Source organism: Hydrogenophaga sp. GW823-FHT04C09, from assembly GCF_058796355.1.
In genome coordinates this window covers 57,371-79,673 of the sequence record NZ_JBXAIO010000007.1, presented here as the reverse complement: position 1 = coordinate 79,673, position 22,303 = coordinate 57,371, and the positions used below count along the sequence as shown (strand labels likewise).

The window sequence follows — 22,303 nt, the reverse complement described above, 5'->3', positions numbered from 1 at the left end:
CTCTATTCTGTAGGGAAACATTCATAATTTAAGCATGTCAGGAATCAGACAGCTCAATGGCCGACGGCGTCCGCTCGCCGCCACTCTCGAAGCCCTCCTAGAACAGGGCATTCGTGACGGTAGATGGCCTACGGGCGCAAAGCTACCGAGCGAGGCGGTTTTGCTCGCGGAGTATGGGGTGAGCCGGACGGTGGTGCGTGAAGCCGTGTCTCGCCTGCAGGCCGCAGGTAAAGTCGTGACCCGGCACGGCATCGGGAGCTTTGTTGTGGATTCTGAAGCTGCTGAGACTTTCCGAATTCGCCCTGACCAAATCGCAACGCTCGAAGATGTGTTGACAGTGCTCGAACTTCGTATTGGAGTTGAAAGCGAAGCAGCCGCTCTCGCAGCACAGCGACGCACGGATAAGCAGCTTCAAGCGATGGCGACAGCTCTGGAATCCTTTGCCGCCGCCGTCGAGGGGCGACGAGACGCGGTGGAGCCAGACTTCCAATTTCACCTGCAGATCGCCAAAGCCACCCACAACTCAAGATTCATCGACCTGATGTCCGCCATGGGGGGCAGCATGATTCCCCGTGCACGCCTAAACAAACGCGAGGAAATCACGGCCAAGAGAGCTGACTACTTGCGGCACGTAAATGATGAACATGCCAAGATACTCAATGCCATCAGGGATGGGCGACACAGAAGGCGCCAGCCTTGCAATGCGCTCTCACCTGGTCAACAGCCGTGAGCGCAGACAGTTGAGCTCACCAGTACTCCCCGAACATGCAGCGACGCAAGCACGCGCTGCAACAGTCGGATTTTGATCCGCGTCTCGTGTACCACTAGATGTGTAAGCGCTGCCGCGCCGCAGATAGCTGGCTGCAGGCAAGATGAATTGGAACGACCGACGTTTGTTGAATTCAGCCCAACCACGCCTTGACCCGTTTCGCCAGTGCGTCGGTGCTGATCCCGTAACGTTCGTGCAGCGTGGGCAGGGCGCCAGCGTCGAGGTAGGCGTCGGGTAGGCCTGCGAAGCGGAAGCAAGCGGGCTGTACGCCGTTCTGCAGCAAGGCGCTGGCCACGGCCTCGCCCAGACCACCGATCACCGAATGGTTCTCGGCCACCACCACCAAGCGCGGTTTGCGCAGCACTTCAGCGAGGATGGTCACCTCATCCAGCGGCTTGATGGTCGGGCAGTGCAACACCGAGACACCGATGTTGTCGGCTTTCAATTTCTGCGCCACTTCCAGCGCGCGCATGGTCAGGAAACCGCTGGCGATGATGAGCACGTCGTCACCGTCCACCAGGCGCTTGGCCTTACCTAGCTCGAACCGATAGTTGTATTCATCGAGCACCAACGGCACATTGCCACGCAGCAGTCGCATGTAGACTGGGCCGTGGTGCGCGGCCATCTGAGGCACCGCCTGCTCGATGTCGAGCGCGTCGCAGGGATCAATGATCGTCAGGCCTGGGATTCCGCGCATCATGGCAAGGTCTTCAGTCGCCTGGTGGCTGGGGCCGTATCCAGTGGTGAGGCCGGGCAACGCGCAGCACATCTTGACGTTGAGGTTCTCTTCTGCGATCACCTGGTGGATGAAGTCGTAGGCGCGGCGCGTGCCGAAAACGGCGTAGGTGGTCACGAAAGGCATCAGGCCCGCCTTGGCCATTCCGCCGGCCGCCCCCATGAGCAGCTGCTCGGCCATGCCCATTTGGAAGTAACGTTCGGGATAGGCCTGTGCAAACAGATGCAGGTCAGTGTACTTGCCCAGATCGGCGGTCATGCCGACGATCTCGGGCCGGCTCGCGGCCAGTTCGACCAGGACTTTGCCAAAGGGTGCGGCCTTCACGCGCTGGCCTTCGCTCGCGATGGAAGCGATCATGGCCGAGGTGGTAAGGCGGGGTTTCTTTTCAACGACGGCGTTCATGCTGCGGCTCCTGCGGGCGCGGATTGGTCAAGGACGGCGAGGGCCTGTTGCCACTCGGGCGGATCGACGCGGATGAAGTGGTTTTTGTCGCGTGTTTCAAGGAAGGGCACGCCCTTGCCCATCAGGGTGTTGAACAGGATCACGCGCGGCTTGGCTTCCTTCAGATGGCGCGCCGCGTCGAATGCGGTGAGCACGGCGACCAGGTCGTTGCCGTCGATTCGCTGCACATGCCAGCCGAAGGACTCCCATTTGTCGGCCAGCGGCTCGAAGCCCAGCACCTTGCTCGACGGCCCGTCGGCCTGCTGGTTGTTGATGTCCACCAAGCAGATCAGCTTGTCCAGGCCATGGTGCGCGGCCGACATGGCTGCTTCCCAGGTCGAGCCTTCATCGAGCTCCCCGTCGGACATGGAGTTGTAGACGAAGGCGGGGTTGTGCTGGTGGCGCAGACCCAGGGCGAGGCCCACGGCGATGGGCAAGCCCTGGCCGAGCGACCCTCCGGAAATTTCCATGCCCGGCGTGTAGGTGGCCATGCCCGACATGGGCAGGCGGCTGTCGTCGCTGCCGTAGGTTTCGAGCTCTTCTTCCGGGACGATCTTCGCTTCGATCAATGCGGCGTAGTGGGCAATGGCGTAGTGGCCGTGCGAGAGCAGGAAACGGTCGCGGCCTTCCCACTCGGGGTCCTCTGGCTTGAACTTGAGTGCGTGGCCGTAGGCCACGGCCAGAACGTCGGCCCAGCCTAGGGCCTGGCCGATGTAGCCTTGGCCCTGGACCTCGCCCATGCGCAGCGCAAAGCGGCGGATGCGGTGGGCGCACTGCGCGAGCGCAGGCAATTGGTCAATGGATGAAGTCATGGAGATGCTCCTGAAAAGAATGAGTGAGCTCAGCGCAAGATGGATGCGGGCACGTACGACACGAGAGCCAGCACGAGGAAGGCCACGAAGTAGAAGGGGCCGAGTTCACGCACCGTCTGGCCGACCTTGACCTTGGCCAGCGCGCTGGTGATGAAGAGCGTGGTACCCACCGGGGGCGTGTACAACCCCACCGCGAGGTTCACGACCATCATGATTCCCAGTTGCACTGGGTCCATGCCGATGCTCTGGGCCAGGGGCAGGAAAACCGGTGTAAGCAGCAGGATGGCGGCGGGCAGGTCGATGAACATGCCGAGGAACAGCATCAGCAGGTTCATCAGGAGGATCACGATCCAGTCCTGGTCCACGTTCTGCGTTACCCACTGTGCGATGCCGGAAGGCATCTGGTCGTAGGTGAGCAGCCAGCCGATGGCGGCAGAGGCCATGATCACCAGCAGCACCACGCCCGTGGCCAAACCGGCGGACACCACTGCGTCGTTCAGGCGCTTGAAAGAAAGGTCACGATAGATCGCCACCGACACGGCGCCTGCATACAGCGTGGACAGCACGGCCACTTCGGTCGGCGTGGCAATGCCGAAGCGCAGGAACAACACGATCAGCGCGGGCAGCAGCAGCGCGGGTGACGCATACAGCAGGTGGGTGCGGAACACGCTCCAGTCGATGGGCGTGAGATCGCGCGGGAAGTTCCGGCGCTTCCCGACCCACCAGCACATGAACATGAAACCGCCGCACATCAGCAGGCCGGGCAGGATGCCCGCGACGAACAGCGCTGCGATGGACGCGTTGGCCGTGAGCGCGAATAGGATCATCGGGATCGATGGCGGGATCAGGATGTCGATGGTCGCGGCCGCGGCCAGCGTGGCGGCCGAGAAGGCCGGGGGATAGCCCAGGCGCTTGTGCCAAGGGATCAGCAGCGAACCGATGGCCGATGCGTCGGCCACCGCCGAGCCCGAGACGCCCCCGAACAGCGTAGACGACAGCACGCCCACCTGCGCCGGGCCGCCGTGGAAACGGCCGATCAGCGTCGACAACACCCCCACCAGCGCAGCACCCAGGCGGCCGCCCATCATCAGCGAGCCGGTGAGCATGAAAAAGGGAATGGCGATCAGCGGGAAGCTCTGCACCTGCGCCACCATCTGCTGCACCAGCAGGTCCAGCGGGACGCGGTCCGAGGTGGCGGCAGCAGCCATGGCGGCCACCAGCAAGGCGTGTGCGATGGGCATAGCCAGCACGGCCGCCCCGAGAAAGACCAGAAGAATCAAAGCGCTCATGGTTGTTCCTTTGCGTGGGTGCTGCTTGTTTACCAGTGCGCCGTGGGAACGACAGGTTCTTCGCCGGCGTGGTGCTCCACTGGCGGTGCCTGCCAGGCGTTCCAGGCCGACTTGCATGCCAGCAGGCTCAGCATCAGCAAGCCCACCATGACGCATCCGTAAGTGGCGGAACCTGGCACCTGCAGGATGGCCGACCGCTCGTCGTGCACGATGCCCAGCATCTGGAAGGTGGCCCAGGCCAGCGTCCCGTAGAGAGCCGCCACCACCAGCCAGGTGCCGATGGCCGTCCATCGGCGCAACGCGGCCGGCAGGGTGTCGATCAGGAAGCTGGTTGTGATGTGGGCACCGTACGCCGCCGCCAGCACCACGCCCGACATGACCAGCCAGGGGAACAGCAGCTCGGGCACTTCGTTGGCCCATTGCAGGCTGCTGCCGGTGGCGTAGCGCAGCACGGTGTTGACCACCAGGATGACGAAGATGACGGCCGTGCTGATCCACAGAAGCAGACGGCACAAGGCGACAACGGCCCGTTCGATGAAGTTCATCGGAGTACTCCTTGGACTGCATGGGTCCGCGTGCGGACTCTGCCCATGCAGCGGCTACAGGGAAAGACTGACTGGAATGCGGGTGGCGATCAGCGCGTGGCGGCGATGACCTTCTTGAGGTACGGGCCGATGGGCGTGGCCAGCCACTTGTCGTCCACCGCGGCAGTGGCCTTGGCAAAGGCGCTCTTGTCGACCGTGGTCACCTGCACGCCCTTGGCCTTGAGGTCGTCCAGCAGCTTGGCGTCGGCCTCGGCAGAGAGCTTGCGCTGCAGTGCGGTGGCCTCCGCCGCAGCCTCGGTCACGGCCTTTCGGTCGGCCTCTGACAGGCGGTCCCACGTGCGCTTGCTCATCAGGAACGGTGTCATTTGGAACATGTGGCTGGTCAGCGCCAGGTGCTTCTGCACTTCGTACAGCTTGCTGGCGTGGATGTTGACCAGCGGGTTTTCCTGGCCATCCACGACGCCCTGCTGCAGCGCCACGTAGAGCTCGGCGAACTTGATCTGTTGTGCCTCAGCGCCCAGCGCCTGCATGATGTCCACCAGCACCGCGTCGGGTGGGGTGCGCATCTTCAGGCCCTTCATATCCTCGACCTTGCTGATTGGACGCTTGCTGTTGGTCATGTGACGGATGCCGTTGTCCCAGTAGCCCAGCACCACCATGCCCTTGTCGCCTGATTTCTGCGCCAGCTCCTTGCCCAGCGGGCCGTCGAGCAGTTGGAAGGCCTGCGCCGGCGTGGAGAACATGAACGGCATGCCGTAGGCCGCGTACTCGGGCACAGCGGACGACACCGCACCTTGCGAGTTGGCCGTCATGTCGAGCGCGCCGGTGCGCACCGCCGTCACCATGGCGGCATCGTCGCCAAGTTGGCCCGAGGGTGCTACCTGTACTTCGATCCGGCCAGCCGACTTGGCCTTGAGCACGTCGGCGAACTTGACGGCGGCTTCATGGCGCGGGTTGCCTGGCGCAGCGCCGTGGCCGAGCGTCAGCTTCACGGCCTGGGCCTGGGCGGCCAGAGGCAATGCAGCGGCCAGTGCGGCAACAGCGAGCAGGGTGCGGGTGAAGGTTTTGCGTTGCATGGTCTTGTCTCCTGTCGGTTTGTGGTGGGAAGGAAAAATCAGTGGATCAGCATGCCGCCGTTCACGTCGAGCGTGATGCCAGTGCAGTAAGTGGACAGTTCGCTGGCCAGGAACACGCAAGCACCCGCGATATCGTCGGCGCGCCCCAGGCGGGCCAGCGGAATGGTGTCGGCGATCTCGGCCTTCTTCTCTTCGGTGAGCTTGCCCTTGATGATGTCGGTGCCGATCAAGCCTGGTGTGATGCAGTTGACCCGGATGCTTTCGGGCCCGAACTCGCGCGCCATGGCGCGGGCCAGGCCGAGCACGCCTGCCTTGGCGGCCGAGTAGTGCGGGCCACCCAGGATGCCGCCGCCGCGTTGCGCGGACACGGACGAGATGCAGATGATGGAGCCGCTCTTCTGCGCCCGCATCGCGGGCAGCACGGCCTGCGACATGTGGAGCGTGCCGCGCAGGCTCACGTCGAGGATGCGGTCGTAGTCGGCACCGGTAATTTCCAGCGTCTTGACCGGTTGGGTGATACCGGCGTTGTTGACCAGCGTATCGATGCGGCCGAATGCCTTAAGCACCGCGGCGGCGGCGGCCTCACACGAATTCTTGTTGGTCACGTCGGCCACCAGGCCAATGTGCCCCTCGCCCAACAGGGCGGCGGCCGCGGCCGGATCAGCCCGTTCGAGATCGAGAATGGCGACCCTGGCGCCCTGTGCGGCCATCAGGCGGGCGGTGGCGAAACCCAGGCCATTGACGCCGGCACCGCCGGTGATGATGGCAACCTGATCTTTGAGCAGCATGTGTTTTGTCTCCTGTGTGTTGAACAAGAGCAGGGGGACGCGCCGCCCCGGACGGGGGTTCTATGGCGTGGCATTTGGAGGCCTTGTCTCCTGTTCTGGAAACGGATTCTCAGAGCCACTCAAGATGATGGCAAGCGATTAGATGTCAGCGTAAGATGATGATTTGTCATTTGATGTCAGGGTTGTTCCCATGCCTGCCTTGCCCCCGATTGCCAATCTGCAAGCCTTTGAGGCCGTGGCGCGCCGCCGCAGCTTCTCCTTGGCTGCGTCCGAGTTGCACCTCACCGCGTCGGCGATCAGCCACCAGATATCGCGGTTGGAATCACAGCTGGACATCCGCCTTTTTGAGCGCAGCGCGCATGGTGTGCGCCTTAGCCCGGCGGGCGAGCATTACCTGCTGCACGTGGGTGCCGCGCTGTCGGCCATCGCCTCGGCAACCGACGACTTGCGGCAGGGAATTCGCAACAGCCTCTATGTACATTCGGCCCCCAGCCTGGCCAGCCTCTGGCTGATGCCACGCCTGCACCGTTTTGCGCAGGCCTACCCCGAAATCTCCCTCAACCTCTCAGCAGCCCATACGCCCAGCGACTTCGCCCTCGGCCAGTCGGACATCGACCTGCGCTACGGCATACCCCAATGGGGTGAACTGGTGGTGGAGCCCCTGTTCGAAGAGGCCATCGTGCCCATGGCGAGTGCGGCGTTCATCAAGGCTCACGCGCTCCATCGTGTTGAGCAGTTGCTCGAGGTTCCCCTGATCCAGAGCAATGTGAGCGTGGTGCAATGGTCTGACTGGTTTGCACGTTTCACCCGCCTTCGCGCGCCGGACCGATTTCCCGTTCGATTTGACCGGGCCCAGATGTCGCTCGACGCGGCGACGCAAGGCCTGGGCGTTGCGCTGGAGAGTGCGGTGAACGCGGCTGGCCACCTCGCGGACGGCAGGCTCAAGGCGGTATTCGGAGTGGACAAAGCGATCCGCGTGAAGGCGCACTTCGCAGTCTATCCGGAGCGCCATGCCAAGCGACCTTCGGTCGAGGCGTTCCTGTCATGGCTGCACGGCGAAGCGGCGAAGACCTGACGCTCCGGCCCTGATCCGTGACCGCTTCAATGCGTACCTGAGATAGAAATGGTCTTGGTCATGATGAACTGCGAGTGGAACTTAAATCCACTAAGAACAATGCAAACGTGGATCGCTCCAGGGCATGTGGAAATCGCTCTCGCGACGTGTTAGCTTGCACCACCTGATTTGTGGCGAGTGCTGCTACCAGCTTCCGTGTTCCACCTGATTCAGAACAAATGTGGCGATGTGCGCATGCCAAATGGCGACGCCATGGGAACCGGAAGGATCAACTTGAGCGAGGACCGCAAGGCCACCTGGCTCGCCGTTAAGCACTGAAGGTCGAACGAGCACCTGGTCGAGTGCGCTTGCGCGCACGATGGCTTCTTGCCGGTGTGCGTCGGCGTACACCTCTTACGCACGTCGACGTGGCGATTCGGCCCGTGCACGGGGGGCAGCCTGCGTTCCTTCTACAACCAGTGCTACCGCTGTCGTCGCTGTCGTCTTTGCTGACGGTACAGGATGCCGTGACGTCAGGAGGGCCATGCGAACGCAGCCCTTCGTCGGCAGCTTGGTGGAATTTGCGAGTTGGTTTCCTTGGGAGGCGCTTGGAAGGAGGTCGAAGTCTAGGTACTGCATACATCCCGCCGCTTGACCCGAGCAGCGTGCCGCCCGACGCGTCATTTATCGCTATCGCCGACCAACCGACCGTCGCCGCCTAGCTCCATGTGTCATTGATGCCGAACGCGCCATCGAAGTAGGTCATACGTGGATACAAAACATTAAAACGATTCGGGCTTTCCCTAAGTCTGTGATATCGGCTTCTTGCCTACATTTCTTGTATGCAAGATTGGTCGGCAAGCTAAATCGAGGAGTTTCCATGTCCAGGTTCTTCAAATCCCTTTTTGGCCAGGTCGTGCTGGCGCTCATCGCAGGCGTTGTCCTGGGGCTGGCGTGGCCCGAGACGGCGGTAGCGCTCAAGCCGCTTGGCGATGGCTTCATCAAGCTCATCAAGATGCTGATCCCGCTGATCGTCTTCTGCGTGGTGGTGCATGGCATCGCCGGCACGGGCGACCTCAAGCGCGTCGGCCGGGTGGGGGTGAAGTCGCTCATCTACTTCGAGGTGGTCACCACCATTGCGCTGGCACTGGGCCTGGTGCTGGCCTTCGCTTTCGAGCCCGGCGTGGGCATGAACGTGGACCCGCGGGCGCTGGACCCCAAGGCCATGGGCGTCTATGCCGAGAACGCGGGCAAGCTCACCGGCGGCGGCTTCACGGACTTCCTGCTTAAGCTCATTCCCAACACCGCCGTGAGCGCCTTCGCCACGGGCGACGTGCTCCAGGTGCTGCTGTTCTCCATCGTGTTCGGCTGTGCGCTGGCGATGGTCGGCGAACGCGGTCGGCGCGTCACGGGGCTGATCGAAGACCTGTCAATCGTGCTGTTCAAGACCATGGGCCTGATCATCAAGCTGGCACCGCTGGGTGTGCTGGGTGCGATCGCCTTCACGGTCGGCAAGTACGGCATCGGTTCGCTCAAGCAACTGGGCATGCTGGTGGCGTTGTTCTACGGCGCGGTGCTGGTGTTCGTGGTGGTGGTGCTCGGCTTCATCATGCGGGTGTCGGGCTTCAGTCTGTTCAAGCTGCTGCGCTATCTCCGCGAAGAACTGGCCGTGGTGTTTGCCACCACGTCGTCCGACAGCGTGTTGCCGCAGATCATGAGCAAGCTCAAGCACATGGGCATCCGCGACTCGACCGTGGGTCTGGTGATCCCAACGGGTTACTCCTTCAATCTGGATGCCTTCTCCATCTACATCACGCTGGCGGCCGTGTTCATCGCGCAGGCGACCAACACGCCGATCACAATGACGGATCTGCTGACCATCCTGGCCATCTCGCTGGTGACCTCCAAGGGCGCGCACGGCGTGCCTGGATCGGCCATCGTGGTCCTGGCGGCCACGCTGCAGGCCATCCCGGCCATTCCGGCGATCGGCCTGGTGCTCGTGCTGTCGGTAGACTGGTTCATGGGCATCGCGCGCGCGCTGGGCAACCTGATCGGCAACTGCGTGGCCACCGTGGCCATTGCGGCATGGGAGGGCGATATCGACCGGCAACGCGCGCATGCCGTGCTGGATGGTCAGAACGTGGCGCCGATCGAGCCCCTGATCGAACAGGCCGGAGGAGCTCCGGTGGTGCAGCCACAATCGACCTCATGAGCAACAACCAGACACAGATCGCTCAGCAGGTTGTGGAGTCCATCCTCGCCCAGAAGCTTGCGCCGGGTGAACGCCTGGGTGAACAGAATCTTGCCGACCTATTCAGTGTGAGCCGCACACAAGTGCGCGAAGCGCTCATGCAGCTGCAGGCGCGCGGCTTCGTGGAGGTGCGCCCGCGCAAGGGGTGGTACGTGGTGGAGCCCTCGGTGGAGGACGCGCGCGACGCGTTTTCCGCGCGGCGCATCATCGAGTCGGGCATCCTCACCGACATGGGCCGCCCCCTGCAAGCGGTGATTCCTCGCCTGCGCGCGCACATTGCCGACGAGCAGCGCGCGATAGAAGGTGCCGATGCCGGTACCCGTGCCTTTCTCCTAGCCGATTTTCATGTTTGCCTAGCTGAGGCCATGGGCCACCGTGGCCTCAGCGAGATTCTGCGAGATCTCACCGCCCGCACCACCCTGGCCGCCTCGCTGTACCAATCGCAGCACGACGCCAGCCAGTCTTGCGCAGAGCACGAAGCTATCGTGGAGGCGCTCGGAACAGGGGATATTTTGCTTGCGCGCGAACGCATGATTTCTCACATCGGCCATGTGGAAGCAGCCCTGAAGCCCGATGAGCCTCTATCGCACGACCGGCTACGCGAATGCTTAAAGCCCTTAGCGACATCTCGAAAATTCACCGGGGACTAGCAGTTTCACCCATTGACGCTCGCGTCGATGACAGGCATCGCTCCTTGAATCAATCGACCCTTTTAATGCTCAACCGATTGCCTCCTCAGCCTGCGTGTCGAAATGCGATCATCAGAAAGAAACTGCGGGAAAGTCCAACACGATCCCATTGAAGAGCCAATGGATAGTCCCGATGCACGCCGGGTCTCCTTTCAGGCACATGCATGCGTCGCGCTTGCGGCATCCGCCTCGATAGCTCGGTTCACGTCTAGCACCTTCGTGCCATGCAGCGGTTGCGTCAGCGTGGCCAACGGCATCAAAGCGTCCTCGTAAAGCGCGGGAAATGCATTCGAAAAGATGAGCAGAGCGTGCATGGAACGGCGTCGCGCAGCCGCCGTTCGCGCCCCGGCAGGTACTGGCTTGGCCCTTGCCCCACGCCGTTGATGCCGTCGGTGAGCAGCATCACCGCGTGCTCGCGTTGTCCCGCCTCGAACGCTCCCGCAGCTGGCGCCAACACCTCGCGCTCGAACCGCAACCTCGCCTCCATCCCGCCCTCAATTCGATATACGAGCGGCAGCACGGAGGCCCATTCTAGGTCAGCGCTCGCGCCCCTCGTGATGTGACGCAACCAAACAAGAGCAGTCACGAACCGACCTTGAGGTGCCTACGCGAAGCGTGCTGCGGGTGCGAAGGCAACAAGAGGCAAGAGTGAGGAAAAGGCTATCGTCACCCCGCGTGAATACGCTATCGGTTTTCTCGGACTGCTTCTGCGAGGTGCACGGCTTTCATCCAAGCATCTCGGCTAACACTGATCGCTTGGCGCTTCGTCTTTCCTGCCCCCGGTAGCCGGGTGTTAGGCTCTTCACGCATAGCGGCTTCGAGTCGAGCAAGGGCGGACCAGAAGCCCTCACGCGCCAACGCGGTCGGATCGATGAGCACACTGCACACACCTAGCGAGTGCGGCGCGCCATCGACCGCCTGCAGACTGCGGGTGTCCATCGACATGGCAGATCCTGTGTAGAAGGATGCCAGCACCTCCACCATCAGGCCGATGCCAAAGCCGCGGCTCCCGCCAGCGGACAGCAGGGCGCCGCCCAACGCCGCCACCGGGTCCGTGGTGGGCTGGCCGTCGCGCGCCACGGCCCAACCTTCGGGAATGGGGCGGCCGTCGCGCGCGGCTTCGCGCACGTGCCGCAGGTTCGCCGCGCTGGTGCATTGGTCGAACTGGAAGGCGATGCCCCCATTGCCGTCCGGCACGGCCATCGCGATGGGGTTGGTCCCCAGCAGAGGCCTTGACCCCCCAGGTGCCGCCACGCTCGCGGAGGCGTTCGTGAAGGCAATTCCGATGAGCCCGTGCTCGGCGATTTGCTCCGGCAGGTAGCCGAGTCTGGCACTGGTGTGCGCGCGGCTGATCGCGAGAACCGCGATACCGAGTTGCCTCGCCCGTTGCACGGCCTCGCTCAAGCCGAGCGCGAAGGCCGGTTGCACGAAGCCGAAGTGGGCGTCGACCTGCACCACGCCAGGGCGAATGTCGATCCGTTGCGGCACGGCCGCACCGTTCACGCGCCCGCTGCGCAGTTGCGCGCAGTCGCTCTCCAGATGCAAGAGGCCACAAGAGGTGTTCCCGAGCTGCTCCGCGCGCGCCAGCGATTTCGCGACCGCGCTGGCGGCGGCGCGGGACGCCCCGTGGCACATCAGCGCCGTCTCCATCACGGTCTCAAGTTCTTCGAGGGAGACGCTCACTACACCCATGGCGCTCACATTCCGTTGGAGCTCATTCGAATTTGATCCGCCCCGTGTCGACCACCTGCTTCCAGCGCGCCACGTCCTGGGCCATGAAGGTGGCCAGCGCCTCGGGCGAACTGGCCCTCACCTCCATCGAGGCGGTTGCCAGTTTGGCCTGCACGTCGGCGTCCGCCAGCGCCTTGACGAGTTCTCGGTTCAGCGAGGCGATCACGTTCTGAGGCGTGCGGGCTGGGGCGGCCAGCCCGTACCAACTGGTGTAGTCGTACCCTGCCAGGCCGGTTTCGGCCACGGTCGGGACATCGGGCAGCACCTTGGAGCGCACACCGGGGCCAATGGCGAGCGCCCTGACCCGACCGCTTTTCACCATGGGAATGGCCGACGGGTCCACGAACGAGACGTCGACCGACTTGTTGATGACGGCTGTGACGATCTCTGAACTCGACTTGAATGGCACGTGGAGCATCTCGATTCCGGCGGACTGCATGAGCAACTCGGCTGCGAGGTGCTGGGAGTTGCCGACACCACCCGACGCCACCGTCAACTGACCCGGGCGCGCCTTCGAAGCGGCGATCAGTTCTTTGAGGCTCTTCCAAGGCGCATCCGGATGGGCGATAAAGATCGGCGATAGCGCCACGGCCATGCCGATGGGGGCGAAGTCTTTCACGGGATCGAACGACAGCTTGCGACCAGCCACCGCCGCGATCGTGTTCGAGGGCGTTGCGACCAGCAGCGTGTGGCCGTCTGCGGGCGCACGCGAGACGAACTCGCTGCCAATCATGCCGCTCGCACCGACGCGGTTCTCGACCACCACCGGCTGTTTGTAGGCTGCGCTGAACTTCTCGCCGATCAGCCGTGCGAACACATCGGGCCCACTGCCAGGCGCGAAGGGCACGACGATCTTGATCGGTTGCGATGGAAACTCAGGTTGCGCCCACACGGTGTGGTGCACAAGCACTGCGGGGACCACTGCCGCAGCAGCAATGAGAGAACGTCGAAGCATGGAAGCACTCCTGAAAAGGACAACGGGGTTCTGGAATGGCAAGAGGAAACTGAAGCCAAGAGAAGGTCGGGCGCGGGTTGTTCCTGCTAGCGCCCCGACCCGGCACGCTGCTGCAACAGGCTTTGGGTGGCATTCGCAAGCGCTGCGATCTGCTCGGGTCGCACCTCGACGACCGGCAGGGCATCCCAGTGGCCGGTCGACTTGTCGGTGTCCTTGAGGCCGGAGGCCGTGGCCACGCAGACGACGGTGTCGTCCGGCCCCATCGCACCCCCGTGCGCAAGCTGCCGGGCGGCCGCCATTGGCATGACGCTGGCCAGCTCGTACAACAAGCCCTCCCGGGCGGCCACAAGCTCTTGAAGTTCGATCAGGCCATCGTTGCCGATCCGCACGGCCAGGCCGTTGGTTGCGCGCAGCCAATGAAGCGCCTGGTAGGTGCTCTGGTTCGCGCCGACCGATGCAGCCAGCGTGGCGCAGCCGGCATCGACCGCGTCCACGCTCTCGGCATGGGCGTCGATGGCCTTGGCCAACGAGCCGTGGGCTTCGGCGGCCACCAGCCTCGGGCGCTGGTGAATCTCGCCGGCCTGGAGCAAGTCCTCGAACCCCTGCGCCACGCCCGCAAGGGCGTCGCCATAGCAGACCGGCATCACGACCCAGTCGGGTGCGTGTCCGAGGTCGCTCACGATTTCATAGGCGATGGTCTTGTAGCCTTCGATGCCCACTGCCGTGCTGCCCACGACGGGCGCCGAATGCGGCGATGTGACATACCAGCCGTGTTGCGCGGCGCCTTGCGCGAGCAGCGGCCAGCGCAAGGACTTGTCGTCCATCATCACGAGGTGCGCTCCGAACTTGCGGATCTGCGCCATCATCGGGCCGGACGCGCCCCTCATCGACGCAACCACGCACTGGAGGCCGGCGCGCGCGGCGTAGGCCGCCAGGGACGCCCCGGCGTTTCCCGATGAGGCCGTGGCAACGACGGACGCGCCCTGCTGCAGGGCGTGCGAGACGGCCACGGCACTCAAGCGGTCTTTGTACGAGTGCGTCGGGTTGCAGGACTCGTCTTTGATGTACAGGGCCTTCAGGCCAAGCGCCTCGCCCAGCCGGCTCGCGTGGTGCAGGGGCGAGCCACCCTCGCCCAGCGTGACCGCCTGCGCGGCGGGCACTGGCAGCATCTCGCCGTAGCGCCACATGCCGGGTGGCCTGGCGTTGGCCTCCTTGAAGTTCCAGCTCGATACCGCCTGCGGCTCGTACACGACGCGCAGGTTGCTCGCCAGCTTCCCGGCGCAAGCCGTGCAACCGCAGCGCTGGGCCTCGGGTGGGTACAGCGTGCCGCAACGCAGGCACTGCAAGGCCATAGGTCGGGTCACGCGATCACCTTCAGGGCGCCGTCCTCGCGGTGCAGCAGTTCCACGCCGTCCTTGCGCACGACGACGGTGTTCTCGACCTGAAGGCCACACCACCCGAATTCGTAGTACGGCGTTTCGACGCACATCACCATGCCTTCTTCAATGACCTGGTCATTGCTGGGCGTGAGGTCCGGCATGTCGTAGCCGTCGAGCCCGATGCCATGGCCGACGTGGCTGCGCTTGTAGTGCGCAATGCCCGACTTTCGCGTGGCGTCCATGGCCGCTTCGTACACGGCGGATGACTTCACGCCCGGCCGGATCGTTTCGAAGGCCGCCATCACACCGTTGTGCAAGGCCTTGTGGTAGTTCACCAGCTTCTTGTCCGGCTCGCCCAACACCGCGATGCGAGCGATGTCTGCACGGTAGTTGCCATAGCGGCCACCGCAGTCGAAGCGGATGACATCGCCGGCCTGCAGCTTGGCGTGGGACGGGTAGACGTTGGGCATGGCCGATCTGGTTCCGAAGCCCAGGCACCCGAGCACGGGCGTTGCGTCGCCCTCCACGGTGGTGGCGTGGAAGACGCGCGCCATTTCGATCTCCGAGATGCCCGGCCGCGCGACCTGCAGGGCCGCGGCGACCGACTCTTCCGCGATCGTCGCGACGCGGCGCAGCCGCTCGACTTCCTGCGGGGTCTTGACGGCACGGATCTCGCGAAACAGCTTCATGGCAGGAACCAGTTTCGCGTCGGGAAGCGCTTGCTGGATGCGCTCCCAATGGCCGGGCATCAAACCCATTTCGTCGATGCCCAGGGTGCCCTTTTCGAGTCCGTGCGACCGGATGGATTGGACCAGGGCCGAGATGGCATCCTTTTCGTCCGGCTGTTCGAAGAAGCCCAGGAGACGGCTGTCCAGCGGCGTCATCGGGCCCTCTGAACGGTCCACGTGAAAGAAGCCGTACCGCGTGACGTGCTGCACCCATACGTCTTCCTGATCGACGAGTTGATCGAGCAGCGAGGTGGGTGCGATGACCCGGGCCTGCTCGACATCGTCCACCGGCAGCAGGACATAGACCTGCGGCCCGCGTCGGATCCACTGGGAGAGCGCCCAGTAGCCGCTAGCGTACGTGACGTTCTCTGGCGAGGTGGCCACCAAGGCATCGAGCTGGTGTTGGGCAGCGAGCGATTTCAATCGCGGTTTGTTCAGAAGCGTTTCCATAGGTCTCAGTGGGTGGTGGTGATGCGGCGCGCAGGAGCCGATGCCGCAACGCCGGCGGCCTGCGAGGGAGAGGGGAAGGCGAAGCCGAGCGCGGCGGAACAGCGCAGCCCGGCACGCACGACGAGGTCGGCTATCTCGGGCCATTCCTTAGGCCCACGCTGGGCCTTAAGAAAAGCCACGCTGATGGCCGCCACCACCATGCCGTCATGGTTGCGGATGGGCGCACCGATGGACACGACGCCCAGCTCGTTTTCTTCGTCGGCAATCGAGTAGCCCCGGCGCCGGGTCTGCTCCAGTTCCTTGGCGAAGGCGCGCGCTGTGGTGAGCGTGTGCGGGGTGCGTGCGGCGTAGGGGGCCGCGCCCAGAACGTCGTCAACGCGATCCGACGGCAACTCGGCCATGAGGGCCTTGCCCAAGGCCGTGGCGTGCGGCGAAATGCGCTGCCCCGCCGCAGCGCGGATGGCGATGGAACCATGGCTTTGCACCGTGTGCAGGTAGACGACCGCGTGCTGCTGGATCACGCCCAGGAAGCCATTGAGTTGGTGCTGCTCGGCAAGGATGCGCAGCTCGCTCGAGGCGTTGGTATAGAGCTCGTCGCTGCGCACCATCTTCGAACCCAGGGCAAGTGCACTCACACCTAGCCGGTACTTGCGTGTCTCCACGACCTGCTGCAGATACCCGGCCTCGACCAGCGTATTGACCAGCCGTTGCGCAATGGAAGGGCTGATGTCGAGCAAGCGCGCGACCTCGCGAATCCCCAGGTGTTCCGAGCTGGCATTGATAGCGTCGAGCAGTTGGAGGCCTCTCGACAAAGATTGATTGGTGGTCATGTGTTCCTATAATCGGTACGGTGTTCCTGTGATTGAAATTGTCACACACCTGTGCGCGCAGGGTCAAGGGGTCTGCCGTGACAAGACGGCGGATCGCTACCCCATGAACCTTGCCGATGCCGCTTGGTGCTGCTCCGAGCGCATTGCCTGTCTGTCATCTCGATCTCCAGTAGATACTCGACCAGATAACAAGGAAGCCAGATCCGAGGCCGAGCCTGCTCCTTGCCGGTCGTACCACGCGCTTGACATACCGTGTTGTCTTCCACTGAAAGTGGACCCAGTGGGGGTGCGGACAAATACCTGGACGACCAGGAGGTAGTTCATGTATTCGTACGCTACCCCACCGCGCAGTCGCTCGTTCTCTTCCCGCAGGGTTTGCGCCGCATCGGAGGCGACTAGGTTCGACGGCGCTGCACAGCGTCGTTCCGAGTTCACTTGCGGCGCTCTTCCTTTTCGCTCTCGAGGGCCGGTAACCTTTCATTCAGCTGGAAACAGTGGGGCATGCCGCAGTCCGGGCCCGCCTTTCATTCTGGTCCAGCCGTCGCTATACCCTACTGCTCCGGTTAACTCGCGCTTTAGATCTCATTCCTCATGTCCATCGTTCTCTTGTCCTCTACAGTGGCTGAACTGCCGTTCGCATTGCGCGAGCAGATCAAGGGATATGCAGAGAGCGTCAAACTTGCCTTGCCGGCAATTTTCGCTGACGCGGGCATTGCCCCGAGGCAGGATCTCGCTGATCAGGTGGTTTTTTTGGCCGGCATTAAGAAGTTCCACGGTCTCGTTGCTTCAAACTATTGGGCACTCGACAACTCCGCAGCTCTACTCCAGACCGCTGATGTGACCCGTATTCGCATTGGCGCACAGGACTTCTCGCGCGGAGGCCAACTGCATTCGTCACTCAGGAGTGCTCTTGAGGCGATCGAGAACGTCCTTGCGCGCGAGGAGGTCAAGGAACTTCTCGAACTATCTTACGTTGAACTCATTCAGCAGCTAGCAGGCGATGGACCTCGCTAAAGTTCAGTCTGCTATCAAGCGCGTGATTCGCAGGCACGCGCAAGCGTTCGAGGCTATTGGTTTAAGTCAATCAAAGCTTCTCGAACTTGCTTCGATCACTGGATTTGCCGAACACTACAAGGCACAAAGCTTCGAAGTTCGGGTCCACAACCCAAAAGGCAAGGCGTACTTCGCGGTTAAGACAAGCACCAACGGGGATCCGTGGAACTTCAGCTACTTCTCTGCAGCAAATGATGCCGAAGAAGTCGAACTCCACATGAACGTTAAGGTCCGGAGTGCCCACGATCTTGGCATGTACTGTGTTGATGTTGGGGTCGTAAGAGCAGGCGTCGTACCGAAAGCAAAGCCGGAATTGAGGTGGGAGGCAGTTCACCCCTCATGGTCTCCAGCGAGCAAAAGAGCTGCCGCTCAGTCCACGAGCCGGCTTGGACCCCACGACTGCAACGCGACGCAGATCGGTCGATCCGCAACAAATCAAGACTGGCAGCAACCGCTGCAAATAAGCCCAACAGATGTGTTAAGTCAATGTCCGTGAGGGAGCGAGTCCTTCCTCGGCCATGCAACGGCACAAGTGCAAGGGTCGTTTTCAACCACCTAAGTTGAACTGAGTTGGGGGGCGCGGCACAAGCAAGGCACGCATCGGGCACAGGCTGTTTCAGATAGATCAGTCCCGACTCTAGGTCCATCAATGCGATGTGCCCCATTCCGTGGGAGTCAGTTGCAGCGAAAGATGATGTGTCTCACCCGATGTGTGCGGGCACTTGCTCGAAACGCGAGGTTTGGTGCGGCTGGCGGGGATTGACCCCAACTCTCCTGCCACCTGTGAGCAATCGGCTAAGCCCCTCGCGTTTGCACCACGAGGTTGCTGTACTGGGATTTTAGCGGCAACTTAAGCCCGTTACGATTTCGAGGCGCCCCTCGGAGAACAGAGCGAACCGCGAAAAGCCTTGCCGATCGCTATCTCAATTCATCTCAGACGTAGGCATCGGCGAACTGGAAAGTGTTGCTTCTGCCGGCCACAGGGAATCCTGAACATAGACCTATAGTGCGGTGCGGCCGGAGGGTCCGTGGAGCTGAGCGCCCTGCGCCCACCCAACGGGGCCGTCTATGGAGACTTGGGCATCGGCCCAGGGCGCAATGTTGGAACATGCGCACGCCGGTGGTACCCACCACGCACCCAACCCACAGGTGGAGCATGGCGGACAGCAGAACTTGGTGTGGAGAAATTTTGCCCAGTTTCGGTGTGGTGCCCTCGAACTTTTGGCGTGAAACTACGGCGGCGGCGGCCGACGACAGCAAGGAGCTGCTGCGCCATACGTTGCCGACCTAGGTGCGCTCAGTTTGCGAGACCCCGATCCATTCATGGTTGCAGCTCTTGCACTTGTAGAAATCCTTCCATGTGGACACCTCTACTTGAACTTGCTCTTTGCGCTCCACCGTCTTGATTGTCTTCCCCTGCGAGTCGCGATGCCGGTCTTGGCGGGTAACCGTCTTAAACCCGGTTTTTCTGCTCAATAACTCGTTGTCAACCTCCTCTGCAGAGAACCACTTCTGGCACTTGGGGCAGCGCTTGCTGTAGCCATAGGCAGCGAGACCGCCCAGAGCGGCGAGGACGAGCAATATGTAGGCGTAGTTTTCCCGGATTTCCTTCCAGACTTCGGAGGTGAGCGAACTCATGGACTCGGGCCCAGTGTCGCTTTCGGATGCACGGCGCGCCGATTGGATGGGTCCAGGGCCACGGAATTCCGATGTCGCCGGGGGCAAGGGCTCCGCTATGGGAGACGCCGGCTGTGCGGTCCCGGAGGAAACAATTGGGACGGGGGTGGTAGGGATGACTGCCACGACCGTCACATCGGGGGCCAGAGCGGGCCGCCGCTGTGCATTGTCCGAAACAGCGTCAGCCGCACTTACTGCGGGGGCTTGCGCGACGCTGAGTTCCCCTATTCGTTGTTCGTAATGTGTCTGGATGCAGGCATCGTCTACACAGGTGTTGCGCGATTTCAGCCACGCGCGCTGGCTTGACCTGATGTCCGATGTGCGTGAGGAGGCGTCTCGATAGACCTCAGCCAACTGTTCATCGAGAGCACCCAGCGTCGGGTTCGCACAGACCCGAATCTCCGATGCTTCGCGCGCGGCGGCGCAGTTGAAGCTTGCGGCCTGAGCGGTTGAGACCTGGGTGATGAACGTGCAAAGCGCAAAAAACTTGACGTGTCGAAACTGCATAAATGCTCGTGATGGTGAGTGGTTAGCAGCATCCGGAGCCTCCCGCCTTGATGGTGCCGCCGAACAATGCTGATCTACATCCTTTAAGGGCGCTTCTATAAAGTTGATTTCAGAATCACCTGTGCTGCCTGAGCGACTGCTGCGTTGCTGTTGAGGCCCGCGGGCCCACCTGAAAGGTGAGGCACCACCACCAGTGGCACCAGCCCATCGGTGGATACGAACATTCGCTTTGTGTGACCGTTGACTGTGAAGCTGTGCTCAATCAATGTCGACGCATTGACCACATGACGAAAGTCCTGCAGGTGGGCCAACCCGGTTGCGATGAGCAGCTTAGGTCGGTGCAATTCGAGGTGGGAAGACACCACAGGGAATCGGACAGTCCTCACCCAATCCTGGTAGGCGGACTTGGTGTCAAAGCCGGTATCTTGCTTTGCCTCGTCGTCCCACGCCTCCAAGTTGTGGAAGGGCACGGAGAACAGATTGGCCTTGAAGTAGCCTTGTGACCCGCGCTCGAAGGGACGCGCGCGCTTGGCGAAATCGACGTAGTCCTCTGGTGCCCCACCCTCGATGGCACTGAGCAGTTTGAAGGCCGTACGGTTGAAGGGCCAGCCGAGTTGAAGGTCGACAGAATAGCTTTCGTCGTGATCTTGAGAGGCCGCCGCTCCCTTCTTTTCGCGTAGCTGGTCCTTAAGCGACCATCCCGGCTCCACGCCCATCAACCAAATTGACGGTGAGTCGAATGACCCGATGTCGCCGCCATCGCAAGTTTCAAGGAATCTGTCGGCCGAAGAGACCAGTGCCCGAAACGCTGCTGATTTCACCTCTTGTTGACCGGATGTCATGTCGCTCCTTGGAAGACTGTCTCAAACTCCTGTCCTCTCTGAGGGTATCAGCGCTCTATCGAACCAATTGATCATGCATACAAGCACTGTCGACTAGGTCGAGCGTCATCGTAGTCTCCTCAGACGCTCATGAGCCGCACGAACTCTACCGCCGATATTTCTTCGGGATGGGATGCGTCCGGCAGTCGAACGGCCCATCCGCTCCACTACCCCGTACGCGAGCCTCGAAGAACTGCCGCTTCGAACTGGCCCCCTGAAGACCACGCACGGTGGCAGCGTCGATTTCGCAGTAGTGGTAGTAGGTCGTTTTCAGGCGGATGACCATGTATCGCTCGGCGCCGTCATAGCAAATCCGAGACACGTCACTGTGCTCGTTGACTTCAGCGCAAGCGAACGAGTCCAGTGAAACCGCCCCGTGGTACTTGACCTGCACGGTCTCCGCTGCGGCGTCGTGGCTCATCAAGGCAAGCGCCGCGAGCAAGACAACTTTCATCACATGATCGCTTTGCTTCATTTGCTAGCTTCAAAGAAGATGGCGTCCAGCATGGCTGCGCGTGCATTCCACGCTTGGAGAACTTTTCCGTGCTTCGGAGGAGGCGACTTCCACCAGGGCGAGTCCATGAGTCTCTCTACAACTTCGTCCCAGTAGCGCTCATAGTCAAGCTGCGCAGGGTTAGTCATACCTACGTCTTTGGCCAGCTTTCGCCTATTTTTGCTGTCCACGCACAAAAACTGGTCTGGTCTCTTCATACTGAGCAACCTAGTGGCAGTTGCGATGCCATCGCGTCCCTCAGGGAACGCTTTGAGGTAATGGGCGATGAAGTTGCGGTACTGTTCTTTGGTCACGGTGCCAGTGGCAGGAATTTCGTCCAAGGCAAGGGAAAAAGCCGAATCACTAGCATTCATGCGGTTGTAAAACGTCCCTGCGCCCACCATAGATCCGAACCACAGGGAATGCTTCAACGTCTTACTCTTAAGACCTGCAATACCCAATCTCAAGTCGATGGGGATGTCATTGAAGGTGTCGTAATCAGCAAAAGCTTGCCGTACTTTGGCGAGGAGATCTAAGCGCTCATCAAAACCGTGCGTTTCATCCTGCTGCTGGATTGCCGCCAAAAACAGCGGCCAGTCCATGCCCATTACATGGCTGTGAATAGCAGGTTTAGTAGCGGCGTTGTCACCATATTGGTCGACCAACTTGCGTAGAACGGGTTGCTTGGCCCTCCAAATCCTACGGTAGTTCGCGGCCTCCTCCGCCGTAATGACCTTAGCGTCAACGCTATAGCCTTCGATGAGTTGAAGCAGCGCCTGAAGGTGGTCACCATCCTCATTAGTAAGGAGTGTGCTGAGCTCGGTGTTTTCTCCCATGGCACCAGCCGTGAAGTTAGCACTGCCAACGATGGCCTCCCACCGGTTTTTCCCCCAGAAGACATAAAGCTTGGGATGGAAAACCCCCTTGGGTTGAAGCGCGAACTTCACTTCCTTGCTCTTGATGAAGCTGTCCAGCACATCAGGATGAGTCTGATAGAAATGAGTACCGATAACTCCGACTTTCACCTTTCCTTTGTGCGTTAAGAGCAACTCAAAGGGTTTGGTGGAGGCGGAAGCCCACGCCACACCAAAGGCAATGTTCGGGTAGGTTTGGATGAGCCGTGTAAGGTGCCTCTTAAAGCTACTAGCAGTAGATAGAAGTTGCATGGG

23 protein-coding genes are annotated in these 22,303 nt (G+C 61.9%); 6 read left to right on the top strand and 17 right to left on the bottom strand.

The window, feature by feature from the left end; translation table 11 throughout:
* Nucleotides 1-34: 34 nt before the first annotated feature.
* Complete coding sequence (locus AC1Q9M_RS18970; RefSeq protein ID WP_492435102.1) at nt 35-730, top strand: FadR/GntR family transcriptional regulator; 696 nt, start codon at nt 35-37, stop codon at nt 728-730.
* Nucleotides 731-902: 172 nt separating this feature from the next.
* On the opposite strand, the gene AC1Q9M_RS18965 is transcribed toward AC1Q9M_RS18970, so the two are convergent.
* From AC1Q9M_RS18965 to AC1Q9M_RS18940, 6 genes are all read right to left on the bottom strand, one after another.
* Nucleotides 903-1,907, bottom strand: a complete 1,005-nt coding sequence (locus AC1Q9M_RS18965; RefSeq protein ID WP_492435100.1) for a transketolase family protein — start codon at nt 1,905-1,907, stop codon at nt 903-905.
* Entirely contained in the window at nt 1,904-2,758 is an 855-nt protein-coding gene (locus AC1Q9M_RS18960) for a transketolase (RefSeq protein ID WP_492435098.1), read from the bottom strand. Before AC1Q9M_RS18960 ends, AC1Q9M_RS18965 begins: the two co-directional genes overlap by 4 nt.
* A 29-nt stretch (nt 2,759-2,787) precedes the next feature.
* Entirely contained in the window at nt 2,788-4,047 is a 1,260-nt protein-coding gene (locus tag AC1Q9M_RS18955) for a TRAP transporter large permease (RefSeq protein WP_492435096.1), read from the bottom strand.
* A 29-nt stretch (nt 4,048-4,076) separates the two neighbouring features.
* Nucleotides 4,077-4,592 carry a TRAP transporter small permease gene (locus AC1Q9M_RS18950; RefSeq protein WP_492435094.1) on the bottom strand — a complete coding sequence of 172 codons (516 nt, stop codon included), beginning with the start codon at nt 4,590-4,592 and terminating at the stop codon, nt 4,077-4,079.
* Between the two features lie 89 nt (nt 4,593-4,681).
* On the bottom strand, nt 4,682-5,668 hold the full coding sequence (locus AC1Q9M_RS18945; protein WP_492435092.1) for a TRAP transporter substrate-binding protein: 987 nt from the start codon (nt 5,666-5,668) through the stop codon (nt 4,682-4,684).
* A gap of 38 nt (nt 5,669-5,706) precedes the next feature.
* Complete coding sequence (locus AC1Q9M_RS18940; protein WP_492435090.1) at nt 5,707-6,456, bottom strand: SDR family NAD(P)-dependent oxidoreductase; 750 nt, start codon at nt 6,454-6,456, stop codon at nt 5,707-5,709.
* 190 nt (nt 6,457-6,646) lie between these two features.
* Between AC1Q9M_RS18940 and AC1Q9M_RS18935 the strand changes: the two genes are divergently transcribed.
* Nucleotides 6,647-7,531, top strand: a complete 885-nt coding sequence (locus AC1Q9M_RS18935) for a LysR substrate-binding domain-containing protein (protein WP_492435088.1) — start codon at nt 6,647-6,649, stop codon at nt 7,529-7,531.
* 183 nt (nt 7,532-7,714) lie between these two features.
* On the opposite strand, the gene AC1Q9M_RS18930 is transcribed toward AC1Q9M_RS18935, so the two are convergent.
* A complete protein-coding gene (locus AC1Q9M_RS18930) occupies nt 7,715-7,921 on the bottom strand; it encodes an NAD(P)H-binding protein (protein WP_492435086.1) in 207 nt (68 codons plus the stop codon).
* Nucleotides 7,922-8,390: 469 nt separating this feature from the next.
* On the opposite strand from AC1Q9M_RS18930, the gene AC1Q9M_RS18925 reads away from it, so the two are divergent.
* Nucleotides 8,391-9,722, top strand: a complete 1,332-nt coding sequence (locus tag AC1Q9M_RS18925; protein ID WP_492435084.1) for a C4-dicarboxylate transporter DctA — start codon at nt 8,391-8,393, stop codon at nt 9,720-9,722.
* Nucleotides 9,719-10,411 (top strand): GntR family transcriptional regulator, encoded by a 693-nt coding sequence (locus tag AC1Q9M_RS18920; protein WP_492435082.1) that lies wholly within the window; start codon nt 9,719-9,721, stop codon nt 10,409-10,411. The genes AC1Q9M_RS18925 and AC1Q9M_RS18920 overlap by 4 nt, the downstream gene beginning before the upstream one ends.
* A gap of 295 nt (nt 10,412-10,706) precedes the next feature.
* Here AC1Q9M_RS18920 and AC1Q9M_RS18915 read toward each other — a convergent pair whose 3' ends face one another.
* From AC1Q9M_RS18915 to AC1Q9M_RS18890, 6 genes are all read right to left on the bottom strand, one after another.
* Nucleotides 10,707-10,970, bottom strand: a complete 264-nt coding sequence (locus tag AC1Q9M_RS18915; RefSeq protein ID WP_492435080.1) for a hypothetical protein — start codon at nt 10,968-10,970, stop codon at nt 10,707-10,709.
* A 164-nt stretch (nt 10,971-11,134) separates the two neighbouring features.
* A complete protein-coding gene (locus AC1Q9M_RS18910) occupies nt 11,135-12,142 on the bottom strand; it encodes an Ldh family oxidoreductase (RefSeq protein WP_492435078.1) in 1,008 nt (335 codons plus the stop codon).
* A gap of 22 nt (nt 12,143-12,164) precedes the next feature.
* Nucleotides 12,165-13,136 carry a Bug family tripartite tricarboxylate transporter substrate binding protein gene (locus tag AC1Q9M_RS18905; protein ID WP_492435076.1) on the bottom strand — a complete coding sequence of 324 codons (972 nt, stop codon included), beginning with the start codon at nt 13,134-13,136 and terminating at the stop codon, nt 12,165-12,167.
* 86 nt (nt 13,137-13,222) lie between these two features.
* Nucleotides 13,223-14,500 carry a pyridoxal-phosphate dependent enzyme gene (locus AC1Q9M_RS18900; RefSeq protein ID WP_492435074.1) on the bottom strand — a complete coding sequence of 426 codons (1,278 nt, stop codon included), beginning with the start codon at nt 14,498-14,500 and terminating at the stop codon, nt 13,223-13,225.
* A complete protein-coding gene (locus tag AC1Q9M_RS18895; protein ID WP_492435072.1) occupies nt 14,497-15,693 on the bottom strand; it encodes a M24 family metallopeptidase in 1,197 nt (398 codons plus the stop codon). The genes AC1Q9M_RS18900 and AC1Q9M_RS18895 overlap by 4 nt, the downstream gene beginning before the upstream one ends.
* A gap of 5 nt (nt 15,694-15,698) precedes the next feature.
* Complete coding sequence (locus AC1Q9M_RS18890; protein WP_492435070.1) at nt 15,699-16,523, bottom strand: IclR family transcriptional regulator; 825 nt, start codon at nt 16,521-16,523, stop codon at nt 15,699-15,701.
* A 591-nt stretch (nt 16,524-17,114) separates the two neighbouring features.
* On the opposite strand from AC1Q9M_RS18890, the gene AC1Q9M_RS18885 reads away from it, so the two are divergent.
* Nucleotides 17,115-17,537 carry a hypothetical protein gene (locus tag AC1Q9M_RS18885; RefSeq protein WP_492435068.1) on the top strand — a complete coding sequence of 141 codons (423 nt, stop codon included), beginning with the start codon at nt 17,115-17,117 and terminating at the stop codon, nt 17,535-17,537.
* A complete protein-coding gene (locus AC1Q9M_RS18880; RefSeq protein ID WP_492435066.1) occupies nt 17,524-18,072 on the top strand; it encodes a hypothetical protein in 549 nt (182 codons plus the stop codon). Before AC1Q9M_RS18885 ends, AC1Q9M_RS18880 begins: the two co-directional genes overlap by 14 nt.
* Before the next feature lie 791 nt (nt 18,073-18,863).
* Here the strand turns inward: AC1Q9M_RS18880 and AC1Q9M_RS18875 are convergent.
* The 4 genes from AC1Q9M_RS18875 to AC1Q9M_RS18860 form a co-directional block, all read right to left on the bottom strand.
* On the bottom strand, nt 18,864-19,760 hold the full coding sequence (locus tag AC1Q9M_RS18875; RefSeq protein WP_492435064.1) for a lysozyme inhibitor LprI family protein: 897 nt from the start codon (nt 19,758-19,760) through the stop codon (nt 18,864-18,866).
* 95 nt (nt 19,761-19,855) lie between these two features.
* Nucleotides 19,856-20,602 (bottom strand): hypothetical protein, encoded by a 747-nt coding sequence (locus AC1Q9M_RS18870; protein WP_492435062.1) that lies wholly within the window; start codon nt 20,600-20,602, stop codon nt 19,856-19,858.
* Between the two features lie 145 nt (nt 20,603-20,747).
* A complete protein-coding gene (locus AC1Q9M_RS18865) occupies nt 20,748-21,116 on the bottom strand; it encodes a KTSC domain-containing protein (protein WP_492435060.1) in 369 nt (122 codons plus the stop codon).
* Entirely contained in the window at nt 21,113-22,300 is a 1,188-nt protein-coding gene (locus AC1Q9M_RS18860; protein WP_492435058.1) for a phospholipase D family protein, read from the bottom strand. The genes AC1Q9M_RS18865 and AC1Q9M_RS18860 overlap by 4 nt, the downstream gene beginning before the upstream one ends.
* Between the last annotated feature and the right edge of the window lie 3 nt (nt 22,301-22,303).

What these genes read in the sequence shown, in the direction of transcription:
- AC1Q9M_RS18910 (WP_492435078.1), bottom strand. Translation starts at nt 12,142, where the DNA reads ATGGGTGTAGTGAGCGTCTCCCTCGAAGAACTTGAGACCGTGATGGAG.
- AC1Q9M_RS18925 (WP_492435084.1), top strand. Translation starts at nt 8,391, where the DNA reads ATGTCCAGGTTCTTCAAATCCCTTTTTGGCCAGGTCGTGCTGGCGCTC.
- AC1Q9M_RS18960 (WP_492435098.1), bottom strand. Translation starts at nt 2,758, where the DNA reads ATGACTTCATCCATTGACCAATTGCCTGCGCTCGCGCAGTGCGCCCAC.
- AC1Q9M_RS18940 (WP_492435090.1), bottom strand. Translation starts at nt 6,456, where the DNA reads ATGCTGCTCAAAGATCAGGTTGCCATCATCACCGGCGGTGCCGGCGTC.
- AC1Q9M_RS18920 (WP_492435082.1), top strand. Translation starts at nt 9,719, where the DNA reads ATGAGCAACAACCAGACACAGATCGCTCAGCAGGTTGTGGAGTCCATC.
- AC1Q9M_RS18955 (WP_492435096.1), bottom strand. Translation starts at nt 4,047, where the DNA reads ATGAGCGCTTTGATTCTTCTGGTCTTTCTCGGGGCGGCCGTGCTGGCT.
- AC1Q9M_RS18950 (WP_492435094.1), bottom strand. Translation starts at nt 4,592, where the DNA reads ATGAACTTCATCGAACGGGCCGTTGTCGCCTTGTGCCGTCTGCTTCTG.
- AC1Q9M_RS18880 (WP_492435066.1), top strand. Translation starts at nt 17,524, where the DNA reads ATGGACCTCGCTAAAGTTCAGTCTGCTATCAAGCGCGTGATTCGCAGG.
- AC1Q9M_RS18875 (WP_492435064.1), bottom strand. Translation starts at nt 19,760, where the DNA reads ATGCAGTTTCGACACGTCAAGTTTTTTGCGCTTTGCACGTTCATCACC.
- AC1Q9M_RS18970 (WP_492435102.1), top strand. Translation starts at nt 35, where the DNA reads ATGTCAGGAATCAGACAGCTCAATGGCCGACGGCGTCCGCTCGCCGCC.
- AC1Q9M_RS18895 (WP_492435072.1), bottom strand. Translation starts at nt 15,693, where the DNA reads ATGGAAACGCTTCTGAACAAACCGCGATTGAAATCGCTCGCTGCCCAA.
- AC1Q9M_RS18890 (WP_492435070.1), bottom strand. Translation starts at nt 16,523, where the DNA reads ATGACCACCAATCAATCTTTGTCGAGAGGCCTCCAACTGCTCGACGCT.
- AC1Q9M_RS18945 (WP_492435092.1), bottom strand. Translation starts at nt 5,668, where the DNA reads ATGCAACGCAAAACCTTCACCCGCACCCTGCTCGCTGTTGCCGCACTG.
- AC1Q9M_RS18870 (WP_492435062.1), bottom strand. Translation starts at nt 20,602, where the DNA reads ATGACATCCGGTCAACAAGAGGTGAAATCAGCAGCGTTTCGGGCACTG.
- AC1Q9M_RS18865 (WP_492435060.1), bottom strand. Translation starts at nt 21,116, where the DNA reads ATGAAGCAAAGCGATCATGTGATGAAAGTTGTCTTGCTCGCGGCGCTT.
- AC1Q9M_RS18965 (WP_492435100.1), bottom strand. Translation starts at nt 1,907, where the DNA reads ATGAACGCCGTCGTTGAAAAGAAACCCCGCCTTACCACCTCGGCCATG.
- AC1Q9M_RS18860 (WP_492435058.1), bottom strand. Translation starts at nt 22,300, where the DNA reads ATGCAACTTCTATCTACTGCTAGTAGCTTTAAGAGGCACCTTACACGG.
- AC1Q9M_RS18935 (WP_492435088.1), top strand. Translation starts at nt 6,647, where the DNA reads ATGCCTGCCTTGCCCCCGATTGCCAATCTGCAAGCCTTTGAGGCCGTG.
- AC1Q9M_RS18905 (WP_492435076.1), bottom strand. Translation starts at nt 13,136, where the DNA reads ATGCTTCGACGTTCTCTCATTGCTGCTGCGGCAGTGGTCCCCGCAGTG.
- AC1Q9M_RS18885 (WP_492435068.1), top strand. Translation starts at nt 17,115, where the DNA reads ATGTCCATCGTTCTCTTGTCCTCTACAGTGGCTGAACTGCCGTTCGCA.